At 62.2% G+C, this 17,073-nt stretch carries 12 protein-coding genes and 1 other RNA gene; 5 read left to right on the top strand and 8 right to left on the bottom strand.

All coding sequences use genetic code 11. The features are described from left to right. Nucleotides 1-104: 104 nt before the first annotated feature. From AB7A72_RS01385 to gyrA, 8 genes are all read right to left on the bottom strand, one after another. Nucleotides 105-1,778 (bottom strand): alkaline phosphatase D family protein, encoded by a 1,674-nt coding sequence (locus AB7A72_RS01385; RefSeq protein ID WP_369458799.1) that lies wholly within the window; start codon nt 1,776-1,778, stop codon nt 105-107. Between the two features lie 186 nt (nt 1,779-1,964). Beyond that, entirely contained in the window at nt 1,965-2,291 is a 327-nt protein-coding gene (locus AB7A72_RS01380) for an integration host factor subunit beta (RefSeq protein WP_021027333.1), read from the bottom strand. A 126-nt stretch (nt 2,292-2,417) separates the two neighbouring features. After that, nucleotides 2,418-4,100 carry a 30S ribosomal protein S1 gene (gene rpsA / locus AB7A72_RS01375; protein ID WP_021027334.1) on the bottom strand — a complete coding sequence of 561 codons (1,683 nt, stop codon included), beginning with the start codon at nt 4,098-4,100 and terminating at the stop codon, nt 2,418-2,420. 201 nt (nt 4,101-4,301) lie between these two features. Further along, on the bottom strand, nt 4,302-6,389 hold the full coding sequence (locus tag AB7A72_RS01370) for a bifunctional 3-phosphoshikimate 1-carboxyvinyltransferase/cytidylate kinase (RefSeq protein WP_239811408.1): 2,088 nt from the start codon (nt 6,387-6,389) through the stop codon (nt 4,302-4,304). A gap of 147 nt (nt 6,390-6,536) precedes the next feature. Further along, complete coding sequence (locus AB7A72_RS01365; RefSeq protein WP_239812664.1) at nt 6,537-7,430, bottom strand: prephenate dehydrogenase; 894 nt, start codon at nt 7,428-7,430, stop codon at nt 6,537-6,539. Nucleotides 7,431-7,452: 22 nt separating this feature from the next. Continuing rightward, complete coding sequence (gene pheA, locus AB7A72_RS01360; protein ID WP_312409637.1) at nt 7,453-8,553, bottom strand: prephenate dehydratase; 1,101 nt, start codon at nt 8,551-8,553, stop codon at nt 7,453-7,455. 99 nt (nt 8,554-8,652) lie between these two features. Beyond that, nucleotides 8,653-9,756, bottom strand: coding sequence for a 3-phosphoserine/phosphohydroxythreonine transaminase (gene serC, locus AB7A72_RS01355; RefSeq protein WP_312462023.1), 1,104 nt, complete (start codon nt 9,754-9,756; stop codon nt 8,653-8,655). 104 nt (nt 9,757-9,860) lie between these two features. After that, nucleotides 9,861-12,722: a DNA gyrase subunit A gene (gene gyrA / locus AB7A72_RS01350; RefSeq protein WP_239811411.1), complete on the bottom strand. Its 2,862-nt coding sequence runs from the start codon at nt 12,720-12,722 to the stop codon at nt 9,861-9,863. Nucleotides 12,723-12,950: 228 nt separating this feature from the next. On the opposite strand from gyrA, the gene ompA reads away from it, so the two are divergent. The 5 genes from ompA to AB7A72_RS01325 all read left to right on the top strand — a co-directional run bounded on the left by ompA (nt 12,951) and on the right by AB7A72_RS01325 (nt 17,070). Continuing rightward, on the top strand, nt 12,951-13,607 hold the full coding sequence (gene ompA, locus AB7A72_RS01345) for an outer membrane protein OmpA (RefSeq protein WP_305852716.1): 657 nt from the start codon (nt 12,951-12,953) through the stop codon (nt 13,605-13,607). Between the two features lie 83 nt (nt 13,608-13,690). Next, a complete protein-coding gene (gene ubiG, locus AB7A72_RS01340) occupies nt 13,691-14,401 on the top strand; it encodes a bifunctional 2-polyprenyl-6-hydroxyphenol methylase/3-demethylubiquinol 3-O-methyltransferase UbiG (RefSeq protein ID WP_369458798.1) in 711 nt (236 codons plus the stop codon). After that, the gene (gene gph / locus AB7A72_RS01335; protein WP_312409629.1) at nt 14,401-15,066 is read left to right on the top strand and encodes a phosphoglycolate phosphatase; all 666 of its coding nucleotides are present in this window, start codon (nt 14,401-14,403) and stop codon (nt 15,064-15,066) included. The genes ubiG and gph overlap by 1 nt, the downstream gene beginning before the upstream one ends. Before the next feature lie 12 nt (nt 15,067-15,078). Beyond that, nucleotides 15,079-15,456, top strand: a transfer-messenger RNA (tmRNA) gene (gene ssrA, locus AB7A72_RS01330). 510 nt (nt 15,457-15,966) lie between these two features. Next, nucleotides 15,967-17,070, top strand: coding sequence for an acyltransferase family protein (locus AB7A72_RS01325; RefSeq protein WP_369458797.1), 1,104 nt, complete (start codon nt 15,967-15,969; stop codon nt 17,068-17,070). The last annotated feature ends 3 nt before the right edge of the window (nt 17,071-17,073 follow it).

The following is a 17,073-nucleotide window of genomic DNA, read 5'->3' as shown; positions in this document are numbered from 1 at the left end:
TGTTGTGGCGGCAATGTCTGGCATGCTAACCGCTTTGCCGCCGCAGGCGTAGCGGACAGAGGGGCTGGGACGTTGCAGAATGTTGGCCGCCTAGGACTACAGGATCAGGCCCATTGGGGCCCAGCCACCTGGTCCTCCACCACAAAGCGGGCCAAGGTGTGTGCGCCGCTGTTCGCGTACTGCGGCTGGTCAATGACGCGCAACTGGGTGGTCCAGAGTTTGGGGGTGATATCGCAGAGCCCATAGCCGCGTTCATCGCAGCGGGCCAGCAAGACATGGGGGTTGCGGGCCACGATGGCGTCGACCCGGGCCTGGGTGGTGCCGGAGTGCGAGCTGATCGAGGTGCCACAGAATTCGCTGGCCAGCACGCGCTCTGGGGTGGCGCTCTCCAGGTCCTGGATGCGGCAGACATAGTTCTGGTGGATGTCGCCCCCCAGCAGCACGGTGTTGCGCAGCTGCGCCTCAGCCACCGCACGCAGCAGCCGTTGGCGTGCGGCGGGGTAGCCATCCCAGGTATCGGCGCTGCTGCGGCCGCTGGCAAAGTTACGCGCGGCAAACAGGGTTTGTTGGCAGATAACGCTCCAGCGCCGGCTCTGGGGCTTGTCCGCGCGGTTGCCCGCCAGCTGCGCCGCCAGCCAGCGCTCTTGCTCCCAGCCCAGAAAGCTGCGGCTGTTGCGGGCCAGATCGGCGCAGTCTGCGGCCTTGACCGAGGCCGGACTTTTTTCTGTCGCTGCGCGGCAGGCCTGGGCATCGCGGTACTGGCGTGCATCGAGCACCCACATATCGGCCAACGCGCCCCAGCTTTGCTGGCGGTACAGCGGCGTGTGGGCAGGGGGCAGGGCCAGGCCCGCCTGTTTGCAGGCCACCGATGCGCGCAGCGGCATGTTCTCGTAAAACGCCTGGTAGGCCGCCATGCGCTTGGCGGCAAAGGCCTGGATTTGGCCGACGCCATAGTCGCCCACATAGTTGTCTTCGACCTCGTGGTCGTCCCAGGTCACGAGCCAGGGGCAGTGGGCATGCATGGCCTGCAGATCCGGATCGCTCTTGTGCAGCGCATAGCGGTCGCGGTAATCCTGCAGTGTTGCGGCATGGACAAGCGGCTGCAGCCGCGCGAGATGGCTGCTTTTTTGCTTGGCCGCAGACGCGGGCGAGGCATATTCGTAGATGTAATCGCCGAGAAAGACCACCAGATCGGGATCGTCCTCGCGGGCATGGCGCCAGGCGGCGTAGTAGCCATGTTCCCAGCGCTGGCAGGAGGCATAGACCAAGCGCAGCTGCGCCACCGCAGCACCGGCAGCCGGCGCAGTGCGGGTGCGGCCGGTGGCACTGGTCTGGCCCTGGCAGTGAAAGCGGTAGTAGTACCAGCGGCCGGCCTCCAGGCCCTGGGCCAGCACATGCACGCTGTGGCCGCCGTCTGGGCTGGCCATGGCCTCGCCCTGGCGCAGGATCTGGCGGAACTGCGCATCATGGGCCAATTCCCAGTGCACCTCCATCGGGCGCAGCAGGGGTGTGCTGGCACTGGGCAGCAGCCGCGTCCACAGCACCACGCTGCTGGCATCGGGCTCGCCACTGGCCACGCCCAGGCCAAACAGCTGCTCCGAGACCGGCCAAGGCGCCATGGGCAGCGGGGCGTTGCTGCCTGCTTGCGCGATGGCCGGCAGCTGGGCGGCCAGGCCCAAGGCGCCCAGGCCTTGCAGCCATTGGCGTCGGTTGGGGTGCTGGGCCAGGTCTGGGTGCCCATCTTGGGTCGGGTGGCCGGGTGGTGGTTGCTGCAGCATAAGGTGACGGTTGGTAGCGCAGCATAGCGCTGGCGCCGATCCGCAGCAGGCTGCACAGGTACCTCGGGGACATCAGTGCAGCGTGGGGAATGGCCGGCATAAAAAAACGCTCCTCGAGGGAGCGTTTGTTGGTTTAGCTTCTAACTGCCTGGGGCAGATGGGCCATCCGGGTGGTTCAGCCGGCGCTTATTCGTCGTTGTTCTTGGGGCTGGCGGTCGAGGTCAGGATGTTGCTGGGGTCGTCCACCGATTCGCGCAAGGCCTTGCCGGGCTTGAAATGGGTGACGCGCTTGGCGGGCACCTGCACGGCTTCGCCGCTGCGTGGGTTGCGGCCCAGGCGGGGTTGGCGGTGGGTGATGGTGAAGCTGCCAAAGCCACGGATCTCGATGCGTTGTCCGCGTACCAGCGAGTCTTCGATGGCCTCCAGAATCGTTTTGACGGCCTGCTCCGCATCCCGCTGTGTCAGCTGGTGGAAGCGAGCGGCAAGCTCTTCAATCAGATCGGATCGGGTCATACGAATGTGGAATCTTCGTGAATCAAATAGTCAAAGCGTTGGTGGGCGCACTGGGCGCCCACCTTGTCTGCAAGCTACCGACTATACCAAGGCTGGCAAGGCATGGGTCGGTAGCGGCGCCGTCAATTACTTGTCGGCGTCCAGCTTGGCGCGCAGCAGTGCGCCCAGGCTGGTGGTACCTGCATTTTCCTTGGACGATTGCTGCGACAGCGAAGCCATGGTTTCTTGCTGTTCAGCGTGGTCCTTCTGCTTGATGGACAGGGAGATGCTGCGGCTCTTGCGATCCACATTGGTCACCACGGCGGTCACTTCATCGCCTTCCTTGAGCACGGAACGTGCGTCTTCCACGCGGTCCACCGAGATTTCGGAGGCACGCAGGTAGCCGACGATGTCGTCGCCCAGGTCGATTTCAGCGCCCTTGGCATCCACAGACTTGACCTTGCCGGTCACGATCTGGCCCTTGTCGTTCACGGTAGCGAACGTGGTGAATGCATCGCTGTCGAGCTGCTTGATGCCCAACGAGATACGCTCACGGTCCACGTCCACGGCCAGCACGATGGCTTCCACTTCCTGGCCCTTCTTGTAGTTACGAACCGCGGCTTCGCCGGTTTCGTTCCACGACAGGTCAGACAGGTGCACCAGACCGTCGATGCCGGAGGCCAGGCCCACGAACACGCCGAAGTCGGTGATCGACTTGATCGGGCCCTTGACGCGGTCACCGCGCTTGGTGTTCTGCGCGAATTCCTGCCATGGGTTGGCCTTGCACTGCTTCATGCCCAGGGAGATACGACGCTTGTCTTCGTCGATTTCCAGAACCATGACTTCGACTTCGTCGCCCAGGGTCACGAGCTTGGAAGGAGCAACGTTCTTGTTGGTCCAGTCCATTTCGGACACGTGCACCAGACCTTCGATGCCTGGTTCCAGTTCCACGAACGCGCCGTAGTCGGCAATGTTGGTGACCTTGCCGAACAGACGGGTGCTCGATGGATAACGGCGCGACACGCCCATCCATGGATCGTCGCCCATTTGCTTCAGACCCAGCGAGACACGGTTCTTTTCGGTGTCGAACTTCAGGATCTTGGCGGTGATTTCCTGGCCAGCGGTCACCACTTCGGATGGGTGACGCACGCGGCGCCATGCCATGTCGGTGATGTGCAGCAGGCCGTCGATACCGCCCAGGTCCACGAACGCACCGTATTCGGTGATGTTCTTGACCACGCCTTGAACGATGGAGCCTTCCTTCAAGGTTTCCATCAGCTTGGCGCGCTCTTCGCCCATCGAGGCTTCCACCACAGCGCGGCGGCTCAGCACCACGTTGTTGCGCTTGCGGTCGAGCTTGATGACCTTGAATTCCAGGGTCTTGTTTTCGTAAGGGGTCAGGTCCTTGATCGGACGGGTGTCGATCAGCGAGCCTGGCAGGAAGGCGCGGATGCCGTTGACCAGAACGGTCAGACCGCCCTTGACCTTGCCGGAGGTGGTGCCGGTCACGAATTCGCCCGATTCCAGCGCCTTTTCCAGGGCCAGCCAGGAAGCCAGACGCTTGGCGGTGTCGCGCGACAGGATGGTGTCGCCGTAGCCGTTTTCGATGGAACCGATGGCCACGGACACGAAGTCGCCCACTTGGACTTCGATTTCGCCCTGGTCGTTCTTGAATTCGTCGATTGGCACATAGGCTTCGGACTTCAAGCCGGCGTTCACCACCACGAAGTTGTGCTCAACGCGCACGACTTCAGCAGTGATCACTTCGCCAGGACGCATTTCGGTGCGTGTCAACGACTCTTCAAAAAGGGCGGCAAAAGATTCAGACATGTATTTCCTTAGACACGGGCAGGTTTCCGGCAGCACCATTGCTGACGTTTTTAAGGCTGGCCGTGCAGGTTGTGTGGTTGTGACACCACGGGGTTCAAAGTTAAACAACCCGGCAACCCATGGCGGCTAGATCCACCAGTAGAAGGCTGCAGGGGCGGGTAACACCGGCGCCAAAGGCAGGTGCGAGGCGCGCGGAGCGCTTCAGGCCTGTTCTTTGCCAAACGGCTGTCGCTTTTCCCACCAGGACAGCACCTGAGCGACCGCGTTGTCCACGCTCATCTCGGAGTTGTCCAGCAAGAATGCATCCTGCGCTGCATGCAAGGGGGCGGTGGCGCGGTTCATGTCGCGCGCATCGCGGGCCTCCAAGTCAGCACGAAGGTCGGCTATTGTAGCCGGTATTCCTTTTTCAATCAACTGTTTATGGCGGCGCTCGGCGCGCTTGGCTGCACTGGCCGTCAGGTAGACCTTCAAAGGGGCCAGCGGGAAAATCACGGTGCCCATGTCGCGCCCATCGGCCACCAGGCCCGGCAGCTGGCGAAAATCGTGCTGGGCCTGTACCAGCGCCTGGCGCACGGCGGGCAGCGCGGAGACCAGGGAGGCGTTGGTGCCCGCTTCTTCACTGCGGATGGCCAGGCTGATGTCCTCGCCATCGAGGCGCACGCGCTGGTCGGCGCCGAACTGGATATCCATCTGCGAAATCAACGCGGCAATCTGGCTGGCATGCTCGGCATCGATCGGAATGCCGGCGCGCAGGGCCGCCAGCCCGGTGATGCGGTAGAGCGCGCCCGAGTCGAGCAGGTGGTAGCCCAGCTGCTGTGCCACGGCCGAGGCCACCGTGCCCTTGCCCGAGGCGCTGGGCCCGTCGATGCAGATCACCGGGACCGAGCCGGGCACGGCGCGCACGGCCGAGAACATGGCCTCGAAGTAACCGGGGAACGTCTTGGCCACGCACTTGGGGTCTTCAATGCGCACCGGCAGGCCGGCCGGGTTGAAGGCGGCCAGCGAGAAGCACATGGCCACGCGGTGGTCGTCATAGGTGTGGATGCTGGCGGGCTTCCAGGCCTCGCGGTTGGCCGGCGGCGTGATGCGCAGATAATCGGCGCCTTCTTCGACCACGGCGCCGAGCTTGCGCAGCTCGATGGCCATCGCCGCCAGACGGTCGGTTTCCTTGACGCGCCAGCTGGCAATATTGCGCAAGGTGGTGGTGCCGTTGGCATACAGCGCCATTGCCGCCAAGGTCATCGCCGCATCGGGGATGTGGTTGCAGTCCATGTCGATGGCCTGCAGCGGCCAGGCACCCCGGCGGATCTCCAGCCAGTTGGGGCCGCTGGTGATGGCAGCGCCCATCGCGCGCGCGGCATCGACAAAGCGGATATCGCCCTGGATGGATTGCGCGCCCACGCCCATGACCTTGACGACACGGTCCACCGTGGAGGTGCCGCCCTGCGCATTGGGCTTGCTGCCCTTGCTGGCAGCAATGGCGCCCAGCGCGATGAAGTAGCTGGCCGACGAGGCATCGGCCTCGACATGGATCTCGTGCGGGGACTGGTAACGGCTGCCGGCCAGCACGGTAAAGCGCTGCCACTGCTCGTTCTTGATCTGGATGCCAAAGCGCTTGAGCAGCTCCAGGGTGATGTGGATATAGGGCTTGGAGATCAGCTCGCCGGCCACTTCAATGACGATGTCCTGGCGCGTGGCCACCAAGGGCAGTGCCATCAGCAGCGCGGTGAGGAACTGGCTGGAGACATCGCCGCGCACGGTGATGGGTGTGTTCAGCTGCAGCTGCGCGGCCGTCACCGGCTGGATGCGCAGCGGCGGAAAGCCGTCGTTACCCAGGTAGTCGATCTGGCAGCCGAGCTGGCGCAGCGCATCGACCAGGTCGCCGATGGGGCGCTCGTGCATGCGGGGCACGCCGCTCATCTCGAAGTGGCCGCCCAACAGGGCCAGCGCAGCGGTCAGCGGCCGCATGGCCGTGCCGGCATTGCCCAGGAACAGCGCGGTGCTGCGGGCTGCCAGCGCGGGCGCCAGCTGGCCGGCAATGCCGGTGATGTGGTAGCTGTTGAGGTGGGCCGGATCGGTGCTGCGCACCACGGCGCAGCCCAGTTGCTCCAGCGCGCGCAGCATCACCTGGGTGTCGTCGGAGTCCAGCAGGTCATGGATGGTGGTCGTGCCCGCGCTCAATGCGGCCAATAGCAGCACCCGGTTGGAGATGCTCTTGGAGCCGGGCAGCTGCACTTCACCATGGGCGCTTTGCAAGGCGGGGATATCGAGAAATGCAGTGGAGAACATGGCGGGCTCTGCGGTGGGATGGTGGCGCCTGGCCTGCAGTGCAGGCGGCGCGGTGTCACAAAAAGAAGGTGGCGCTACCTGTGTCCTCAGGCAGCGCCACTGGCTATTATCGGTCCACCGGCTGCGCCGGCAACTTTGGTAGGCGGATCAGACGGTGGTTTTGTGCTTGGAGAGCGACTCGGGGGTGTAGAGCTTGCCTTGCTTCCACTGGGCGCGCGTGCTGCTGGCTTCGCGCAGCAGCTGCTCGAGTGCGGGCTGATCGTCGGTCAGCAATGCCGCTTCGTAGCTGCCCAGCATATGCTGCAGCGACTGGATCTGCTTGAGGATCTCGCTGCGATTGGCCAGGAAGATGTCGCGCCACATCTGCGGCTCGGCCGCAGCAATGCGGGTGAAATCGCGAAAACCCGGTCCGGCCAGCGACAGCATGCGGTGCGCACCGTCTTGCGACAGCAGCGAGTTGATGTAGGCCATGGCCACCAGATGCGGCGCATGGCTGCTGGCGGCCAGCGCTGCATCATGCTGCTCGGGCGCCATGCTGGTGACATGGCTGCCAATCGCTTTCCAGATGGCTTCGGCCTGGCGCAGCTGGGCTACCTTGGTCAACTCGGTCGGGGTGAGCACCACCTGGGCATCGCGGTAGAGGTTGACATCGGCATGGTCGACGCCAAACACTTCCTTGCCGGTAATGGGGTGGGCCGGCACAAAGCAACCAAAGCGGTCGCGCAGCGCACGGCGCGCGGCTGCCACGACATCCATCTTGGTGGAGCCGACATCCATCACCAGCGTGTCGGGGTTGATCAGGTGCTTGATATTGGCCAGCGTGGATTCGGTCGATGCGACCGGGATGGCCAGCAGCACCAGATCGGCGCCCGAGACGGCCTGCAGCGCCGAGCTGGCTTCTTCATCGATGACGCCCATCTGGCGCGCACGGCTGGTGGTGGATGGCGACTTGCTGTAGCCGACAATGCGTTTGACCAGCCCGGCCCGCTTGGCTGCGAGGGCAAATGAGCCGCCCATCAGCCCGCAGCCGATCAGCGCCATATGTTCAAACTTTTTCACCGGTTCAACTCCCGACAGGGTAGGCGCCGAGCACCTTGTAGAACGCGCACAGCGCGCGCAGCTCTTCCAGGGCCTTGGCCACATGGGGCTGCGACGGGTGGCCGTCCAGATCAATATAGAAATAGTATTCCCACTGGCCCGTACGGGCCGGGCGGGATTCAAAGCGCGTCATCGACACGCCGTGCTTGCTCAGCGGCATCAGCAGCTCATGCACGGCGCCTGGGCGGTTGGGCACCGAGACGACCAGGCTGGTGCAGTCCTTGCCACTGGCCTCAGGCGTGGCCAAGGTGTGGGGCAGGCAGATGATCGCAAAACGCGTGCGGTTGTAGGCGTCATCCTGGATCGCGTGGCTGATGATGTGCAGGCCGTATTGCTGGGCGGCACGCTCGCTGGCGATGCCGGCAATGTTGGGGTGCAGCGCCGCCAGGCGCGCGCCTTCGGCATTGCTCTCTACCGGGCGGCGCTCGGCATGGGGCAGGTGCTTGGACAGCCAGCCCTGGCACTGAGCCAGCGCCTGGGGGTGCGCGGCCACGACCTCGATGCCATCGAGCGAGTTGGTCGTGCGCATCAGGTTGTGGCGGATCAGCAGGCTCACCTCGCCCACGACGTGGCAGGGTGTATGCAGAAACATGTCCAGCGAACGGGTGACCACGCCTTCGTTCGAGTTCTCCACACCGACGACGCCAAACTGCGCACTGCCGGCGGCAGTGGAGTGGAAGACCTCTTCAAAACTGTTGCAGTACTTGATATCGGCGGCACCGCCGAAGTACTGGATCGCTGCCTCTTCACAGAAGGTGCCCGCCGGGCCCAGGATGGCCACACGCTGGGGTGATTCCAGCGCCAGGCAGGCGGACATGATCTCGCGCCAGATGGCCGAGACATGGGCCGCCTTCAGTGGGCCGGGGTTGGCGTTCTCGATCTTCTGGATGACCTGGGCGACCCGGTCCGGGCGGAAGAAGGGCGTGCCTTCGCGTTTTTTCAGCTCGCCCACCCGTTCGGCGACCAGTGCGCGTTGGTTCAGCAGGGTCAGCAGTTGCGTGTCGAGGTTGTCGATCTGGACGCGCAGCGCGGCGAGTTCAGGGGACGCTTGGGGTGAAGTGCTCATGGTGGCCTGGGTGTGCAGTGCGGGCAGCGCCTCAGAAGGCTGCCAACCAGTAAGGATAACGTAAGAGTGTTTCCCGGTACAAACCGGGGACGCTGGGGATCAGCCTTGTTTTTCAAAACTCTGCATGTAGTCCACCAGCGCCTGCACGCCGGCCAGTGGCATGGCGTTGTAGATGCTGGCGCGCATGCCGCCCACGGACTTGTGGCCCTTGAGCTGCAGCAGACCGCGCGCCTTGGCGCCATCCAGGAAAGCCTGGTTGCGCGATTCGTCCTTGAGGAAGAAGGGCACATTCATGCGCGAGCGGCAGTCACGTGCGACGCGGTTCTCGTAGAGTTGCGAGCCATCGATGGCCTGGTAGAGCAGCTCGGCCTTGGCGGTGTTGCGGGCCTCCAGCGCGGCAACGCCGCTGGCGCCGCCTTCCTGCTGGCGCAAGATCCATTCAAAGGTCAGGCCGGCGATGTAGATGCCCCAGGTCGGCGGCGTGTTGTACATCGATTGGTTGTCTGCCACCAGGCGGTAGTTGAACGCGCTGGGGCACATGGCCATCGCGTGGCCGAGCAGGTCATCGCGCACGACGACCATGGTCAGGCCTGCCGGGCCCAGGTTCTTCTGCGCACCACCAAAGGCCAGGCCCACGCGGCTCCAGTCCACCGTGCGCGACGCCACATGCGACGAGAAGTCGATCACCAGCGGAGCCTGGCAGCCCAGGCTGGCCAGGTCGGGCAGCTGCTGGAACTCCACGCCATTGATGGTCTCGTTGCTGCAGATGTGCACATAGCGCGCATCGCTGCGCAGCTTCCAGCTGGCGGGGGCCGGGATATGGGTAAAGCCCTGGGCTTCGTCGGTCGCAGCCACGGCGGCGTTGCAGAACTTGGCCGCTTCCTTGGTCGACTTCTGGCTCCAGCTGCCGGTGACGACAAAATCGACCGCGCCGCCTTGCGACAGATTCAGCGGCACGATGGCGTTTTCCGCCAGGCCACCGCCTTGCATGAACAGGATGTGGAAGTTCTGCGGCACTGCCAACAGCTGGCGGAAGTCGGCCTCGGCCTTCTCGCAGATCGAGATGAACTCCTTGCCCCGGTGGCTCATCTCCATGACGCTCATGCCACTGCCGCGCCAGTCCAGCATCTCGCTGGCTGCTTGCTGCAGCACGTCTTCAGGGATGGCGGCCGGACCGGCCGAGAAGTTATAGGGGCGTTGCATGGAAGGCCTCGTTGGCTCGCGCAGCGAGCAGTGATAGCTATGAAAAAAGGAGCAAAAATGGGCAGGAAAAAGCCATGTCGCAACATGGCTTTTTCGGTGGGGGCTCAGGAGCCGTCTGCGGGGTTCTGGGCGTCGTTGCCGTCCGCCGCTTCTGCACCATCGGCAGCTTCGGCGTTTTCGTCAGCCTGTGCATCGTTCTCCACGATGCGCTGCAGGCCGCTCAGCTTGGCACCGGCGTCCAGCCCGATCAGGGTGACGCCCTGCGTGGCGCGGCCCATCTCGCGGATCTCGGCCACCCGGGTGCGCACCAGCACGCCGGTGTCGGTGATCAGCATGATCTGGTCATCCGGGCTCACCAGGGTGGCAGCCACGACCTTGCCGTTGCGCTCCGACTGCTGGATCGCAATCATGCCCTTGGTGCCTCGGCCGTGGCGCGTGTACTCGGCGATCGAGGTGCGCTTGCCGTAACCGTTTTCGGTGGCAGTCAGCACGCTGTGCAGCGTCTCTCGCGGCATCTCGCCCAGTGCCGCAATGGCGGCGAGGTCAGCCGCTTCCAGCGCAGCGCGTGCCTCGTCGATCTGCTTGCGCAGTGCTTCGATATCGGCGGCCGGGGCCTGAGCGTCCTGCAGCTCCTTGTCGCGGATCTGCAGATTGTCCAGCGCATCCTTGGCCTTGCGAGCCTCGACTTCTGCAGGGTGCTGCTCTGCGACCAGCATCGCGATCAGGTTCTGGTTCTCGTCGATGTTCATGCCGCGCACCCCACGGGCATTGCGGCCCATCGGGCGGACATCGTTTTCATCAAAGCGCACGGCCTTGCCGCCGTCGCTGAACAGCATCACGTCATGCCGGCCTTCGGTCAGTGCCGCGCCGATCAGCACGTCGCCGTCATCGAGGCCCACGGCAATGATGCCGGCCTTGCGCGGGTTGCTGAATTCGTCGAGCGAGGTCTTCTTGACGGTACCCATGCGGGTGGCCATGAAGACATAGTGATCGGCCGGGAAGCTGCGGTACTCGCCGGTCAGCGGCAGCACCACGTTGATCTTCTCGTCGTCCTGCAGCGGGAACATGTTGACGATGGGGCGGCCACGCGAGCCGCGCGAGCCGGCAGGCACTTCCCAGACCTTGAGCCAGTACAGGCGACCGCGGTTGGAGAAGCACAGCAGGTAGTCATGCGTGTTGGCGATGAAGAGCTGGTCGATCCAGTCGTCTTCCTTCGTCGCCGTGGCCTGCTTGCCGCGCCCGCCGCGCTTTTGCGAGCGGTATTCGCTCAGCGGCTGGCTCTTGATATAGCCGGTATGCGACAGGGTCACCACCATGTCGGTCGGGGTGATCAGGTCTTCGGTCGACAGGTCTTGCGCGCTGTATTCCACCTGGCTGCGGCGTGCGCCCAGCTTGGTCTGGCCGAACTCGGTCTTCAGGGCCACCAGCTCTTCGCCGATGATGGTCGAGACACGTTCGGGCTTGGCCAGGATGTCGAGCAGGTCTTCGATGACCGCCATGATGTCCTTGTACTCGGCGACGATCTTGTCCTGCTCCAGGCCGGTCAGGCGCTGCAGACGCATCTGCAGAATTTCCTGCGCCTGCGTCTCGGACAGGCGGTAGAGCCCGTCCTGCTGCATGCCGAATTCCACTTCCAGGCCTTCCGGGCGGTAGTCGTCGGCATTGACGACACCGCCGTCGGTGCGCGTGCGGGTGAGCATCTCGCGCACCAGCTTGCTGTCCCAGCTCTTGGCCATCAGCTCGGCCTTGGCCACCGGTGGGGTGGGGGCGTTGCGGATGATGGCGATGAAGTCGTCGATATTGGCCAGGGCAACGGCCAGGCCTTCGAGTACATGGCCACGGTCGCGTGCCTTGCGCAGCTCATAGACGGTACGGCGCGTCACCACTTCGCGGCGGTGTTCCAGGAAGACCTTGATCAGGTCCTTCAGGTTGCACAGCTTGGGCTGGCCATTGACCAGGGCCACCATGTTCATGCCGAAGGTGTCCTGCAGCTGGGTCTGCTTGTACAGGTTGTTGAGCACCACCTCAGGTACTTCACCGCGCTTGAGCTCGATCACCAGGCGCATGCCGGACTTGTCCGATTCGTCCTGGATATGGCTGATGCCTTCGATCTTCTTCTCGTGCACCAGCTCGGCCATGCGCTCCTGCAAGGTCTTCTTGTTGACCTGGTAGGGCAGTTCGTCAACGATGATCGACTGGCGCTGGCCCTTGTCAATATCTTCAAAGTGCACCTTGGCGCGCATCACCACCTTGCCCCGGCCGGTGCGGTAGCCTTCCTTGACGCCATTGATGCCGTAGATGATGCCGGCCGTCGGAAAGTCGGGCGCAGGCACGATTTCCATCAGGTCATCGACCGTGGCATCGCTGTGGTGCAGCAGATGCAGGCAGGCATCCACCACTTCATTGAGGTTGTGCGGAGGAATATTGGTGGCCATACCCACCGCAATACCGGCCGATCCATTGATCAGCAGATTGGGTACGCGAGCGGGCAGCACCAGCGGCTCGCTCTCCGAGCCGTCATAGTTCGGGCCAAAGTCGACGGTTTCCTTGTCGATATCGGCCAGCATCTCGTGGGCGATCTTGGACAGGCGGATTTCGGTATAACGCATGGCCGCAGCACTGTCACCGTCCACCGACCCGAAATTACCCTGACCGTCGACCAGCATATGGCGCAGCGAAAAATCCTGGGCCATGCGCACGATGGTGTCGTACACCGCGCTGTCACCGTGCGGGTGGTACTTACCAATGACGTCACCGACAATACGCGCACTCTTCTTATAAGGGCGGTTCCAATCGTTGTTCAGCTCATGCATCGCATAGAGAACCCGGCGGTGCACCGGTTTCATGCCGTCTCGGGCATCTGGCAGAGCCCGGCCGACGATCACGCTCATCGCGTAATCGAGGTAGCTGCGGCGCATTTCCTCTTCCAGGCTGATCGGCAATGTTTCTTTAGCAAACTGGGTCATAGTGCTGGCATAGGGTGACGAAGTACAAGAGGCATTTTAGGCGCAAGCTGATGTTGCATGTCGGCAACATTCTAGGCCCAAAGCGCTTTTGTCTTACCGTTGGCGCTACAGATAACTATGGCGATCCGGTACGCCTATGGCACAATAAGTAAGAACGTTTTTGGTGATGGTCACTGACGACGTCTTGATTCGCAGCGCGGCTGCGGCTTTTTCCCCAAGAGGAGAACCATGAAGAAACTGAACAAAGTGGCGATGTTGTTTGCCTCTGCAGCGCTTGCAACCGCCGCTGGAGCACAAATTAAGGCTGCTGACGGCGGCAACGTTGTTGACAACTGGCAAAACGGCAGCGGTGAGTTGGTCTGGAAGAACGGTACCAACGAACTGTGCTGGCGCGATGCTAACTGGACCCCTGCTACCGCTGCTGAAGGCTGCGACGGTGCCCTGGTGAAGGCTGCTCCTGCACCTGCTCCAGCACCTGCTGTTGCTCCAGCTGCTCCTGCACCTGCTCCAGTGGCTCCTCCAGTCGCTCAGACCCAAAAGGTTACCTACGCTGCTGACGCATTCTTCGACTTCGACAAGTCGGTGCTGAAGCCAGAAGGCAAGGCCAAGCTGGACGATGTGGCTTCCAAGGTGAAGAACATCAACCTTGAAGTGATCATCGCTGTGGGTCACACCGACTCCATCGGTTCCGATGCTTACAACCAGAAGCTGTCTGTGCGTCGCGCTGAAGCTGTGAAGGCTTACCTGGTGTCCAAGGGCATCGACAAGAGCCGCGTGTACACCGAAGGCAAGGGCGAAAAGCAACCAGTGGCAGACAACAAGACTGCAGCTGGCCGCGCCAAAAACCGTCGCGTGGAAATCGAAGTGGTGGGCACCCAGAAGTAATTCTTCTGCCCCTGCGCAAAAAGCCCCATTCGTGGGGCTTTTTTTATGCCCGAATCCGGCTGCAGATGGTGGACAATCAGGCCATGAACCAGACTGTGAATGCCGATCCGGCCGAATTGGCCAAGTTTTCCGAACTCGCCATGCACTGGTGGGATCCGGACAGTGACTTCAAACCCTTGCACCAGATCAATCCACTGCGATTGGAATGGATCCATGGCATCAGCCCATTGAATGGCCAGAAGGTGCTCGATGTGGGCTGCGGTGGTGGCATTCTGAGTGACTCGATGGCGCGCAAAGGCGCCACCGTGACCGGAATCGACCTGGCCACCAAGGCGCTGCGCGTGGCCCAGCTCCATGCACTGGAAGCGCAGACTCCCAATATCAGCTACCAGGAAATCGCTGTCGAAACCCTGGCACAGCTGCAGCCCGAGAGCTTCGACACCGTCATCTGCATGGAAATGCTCGAGCATGTGCCCGATCCGGCTTCGGTAGTCCAGGCCTGCCATGACCTGGTCAAACCCGGTGGCTGGGTGTTCTTCTCCACGATCAACCGCAATGCCAAGGCCTTTGCGCTGGCGATTGTGGGTGCGGAATACATCCTGCAAATGCTGCCCAAGGGCACGCATGAATTTGCCAAGTTCATCCGGCCCTCGGAACTGGCCCACTACTGCCGCAGTGCCGGCCTGGTGCAGCAGCACAGCAAGGGCCTGCAGTTCAATCCGCTGACGCAGCGCTACTGGCTCAATGAAGACACCAGCGTCAACTACATGATCGCTACCCGAAAGCCCGGCTGATGCAAAGATCGATACGCGCCATTTTGTTCGACCTGGACGGAACCTTGATTGACAGCGCACCCGACCTGGGCGCAGCAGCAGACCAGATGCGGGTAGCCCGGGGCTTGCCGTCGCTGCCGATGGCCGACTACCGGCCGTTTGCCGGATCGGGCGCAAGGGGCATGCTGCGCGTGGCCTTTGGCATGCAGCCCGAGGATGCCGAGTTTCCCACAATGCGCGAGGAGTTCTTCCAGAACTACGAACGCCGCATGACGCAGGACACGACCGTGTTCGACGGCGTCTCCGACATGCTCGCCAGCATTGTGGCGCGCCAGCTGCACTGGGGCGTGGTGACCAACAAGTCCAAGCGCTTTACCGAGCCGCTGTCGCGCCAGATGGCCTTGTTTGCCAGCGCCGGTGCGGTGGTGAGTGGCGACACGACGCCGCATGCCAAGCCGCATCCGGAGCCGCTGTTGGAAGCAGCGCGCCGCATCGGCGTGGCTCCGCAGGACTGCGTCTATGTCGGCGACGACGAGCGCGACATCATTGCCGGCAAGGCGGCCGGCATGCATACCGTGGCTGCCGTGTACGGCTACCTGGGTGAAAAGCAGTCGGTCGCGCACTGGGAAGCCGACGATGTCATCAATTCTCCACACGAGCTCTTGAAACGTCTGAAACTGGCCTAAAATAGATGCCATGGGGCTGTCCTGGTTTCGACGTGGGTTCGGGATCGGTGTGGTGCATGTCGAGCTTGAATGATGCTCGTAAATCTCCGTTCAAAAAACTAACTGCAAACGACGAACGTTTCGCACTCGCCGCTTAAATCCGGTGAGCCTTGCAACAGTATGTTGATGGGCTGGGCAAGGGGGTAGCAATACCTCCCGGCTGCAAGGGAATTTACATCAGCTGGCCGTCTACCGGGTACCTTGGTAGATGGCAAGATCTAAGGGTGCTGGCTTGCAATGCAGCGTGTGTCTGCGCGGCTTTGCAGGCGAGATTCAAACCAGAACACTAAACATGTAGATCTGCTCGACGAAGGCTGACGGACGCGGGTTCAATTCCCGCCAGCTCCACCATACAAGACAACGCCACACAAGAGGAAAGGCTCTGTGTGGCGTTATTTTTTGGCCTGCCGGTTGTCTGTGATTGTCCAGAAAATCACACCGAAATCACACCGAAATCGCACCGAAATCGCACGTGTCTATTGAACAGCCTTTAGGCTCGTCTTGGCTTCTGGCATTTTTCCCGGATGAACTTGCCGCAGCTGCAAAACACCATCACCCCATATAGATGGCCCAGCTGCGAGCCAGACCGCTTTGCGTTGCCCCACCACATGGAAACCCAGGTGGTTTCGTTACATTCGCATGAACAAGCCTGTAAAGGCGGTGTAAACATGGCATAGTTGCGTGGGTCGCGCTGGGTGGCGCTCTCTCCAGTGACTGAATGGCTGCCTATGCCATGTGCAGCCGACGCCGGGAGTGCGTGTCAGGAAGCTGGTCAATGGTCTGTCCCTGGGCCGGTTTCTTTTTGGTGAACCACCCTATCAATACGCATGCCAACGCGGCTTGGCTGAACTATGAATATCTATGAGACACAGCATCGGACATTACCTGGAGGCAGCCGGCGGCGCAGAGGGGCGCAAGGATAATTTCCTGTTGATCCGGCTGGTGGCTGCAACGCTGGTGATTTACGGCCATGGCTTTGCGCTTGCGGCCTTGGGCAGTGGCCAGCGCGACTTTTTTACCCAGTACCTCGGCTACCGCTATTCCGGTGATGTCGCGGTGGCGGTATTTTTTCTGATCAGCGGCTTTCTGGTTGCGGGCAGTCTGGAGCGCAGCAAGTCCATTGTTCGGTTTGCACTGGCGCGCGCGATGCGTCTGTTCCCTGGGCTATGGGTTTGCGTGCTGGTCTGCGCGCTGGTGATGGGTCCGCTGATTACCGTGCAATCGCAGGCCGATTACTGGTCGTCTCCGCAGACGTGGACCTATGTCTGGTCGAACGCTTCTTTGGCGGAGATACAGTGGCTGCTGCCCGGGGTTTTTGAAGGCAACCGCTATAGCCCTGCCGTTAACGGCTCCCTCTGGACACTGCCGATTGAAGGCAGCATGTACCTCTATATGGGCCTGCTCGGGCTATTGGGCATTTTTTCCTGGCGCTGGCTGACCACGGCCTTGATAGCGGGTTTTGCGATCTGGACCTACCAGTCTGCCCAGCTCCAATCCGTCCCCTTGCAAGAGGCTGCCCGGTTGACCCTGTTCTTTGCCTGTGGCGCGCTGTTCTACATCCATAAAACGCGCATCCCCTTGCATCTGTCCATCGTGGCCGTATTGGCTGTGGTGGCATGGGCCTGCCGGCATACGGTTCACTACGAGCTGGCCTGTTCCGCCGCGCTCATTTATTTTGTTTTCTGGCTCGCCTATGTTCTACGCCTGCCATCCCCGCGCTGGCTGCTGGATATCTCCTATGGCACCTATTTGTATGGCTGGCCGATACAGCAGCTGATCGCCAAGTTCTATCCTGCCGCCACGCCGCTGCAGATGACGGTGATCGCGATCCCTTTGACCTGGGTCGTTGCGCTGATGTCCTGGAAGCTCGTGGAAGAGCCTGCTTTGAAGCTGTTCAAGACATGGAGCAAAAAGGATTTCTCGCTGCCGTTCCGGCGCAAACCCGTCGTTGGTGTATCTGGTTGAGCG

The organism is Comamonas sediminis (assembly GCF_041107495.1).
Lineage (GTDB): Bacteria > Pseudomonadota > Gammaproteobacteria > Burkholderiales > Burkholderiaceae_C > Comamonas > Comamonas sediminis.
The sequence above is the reverse complement of the archived record's forward strand: the minus strand, read 5'-3'. Positions and strand labels throughout refer to the sequence as shown.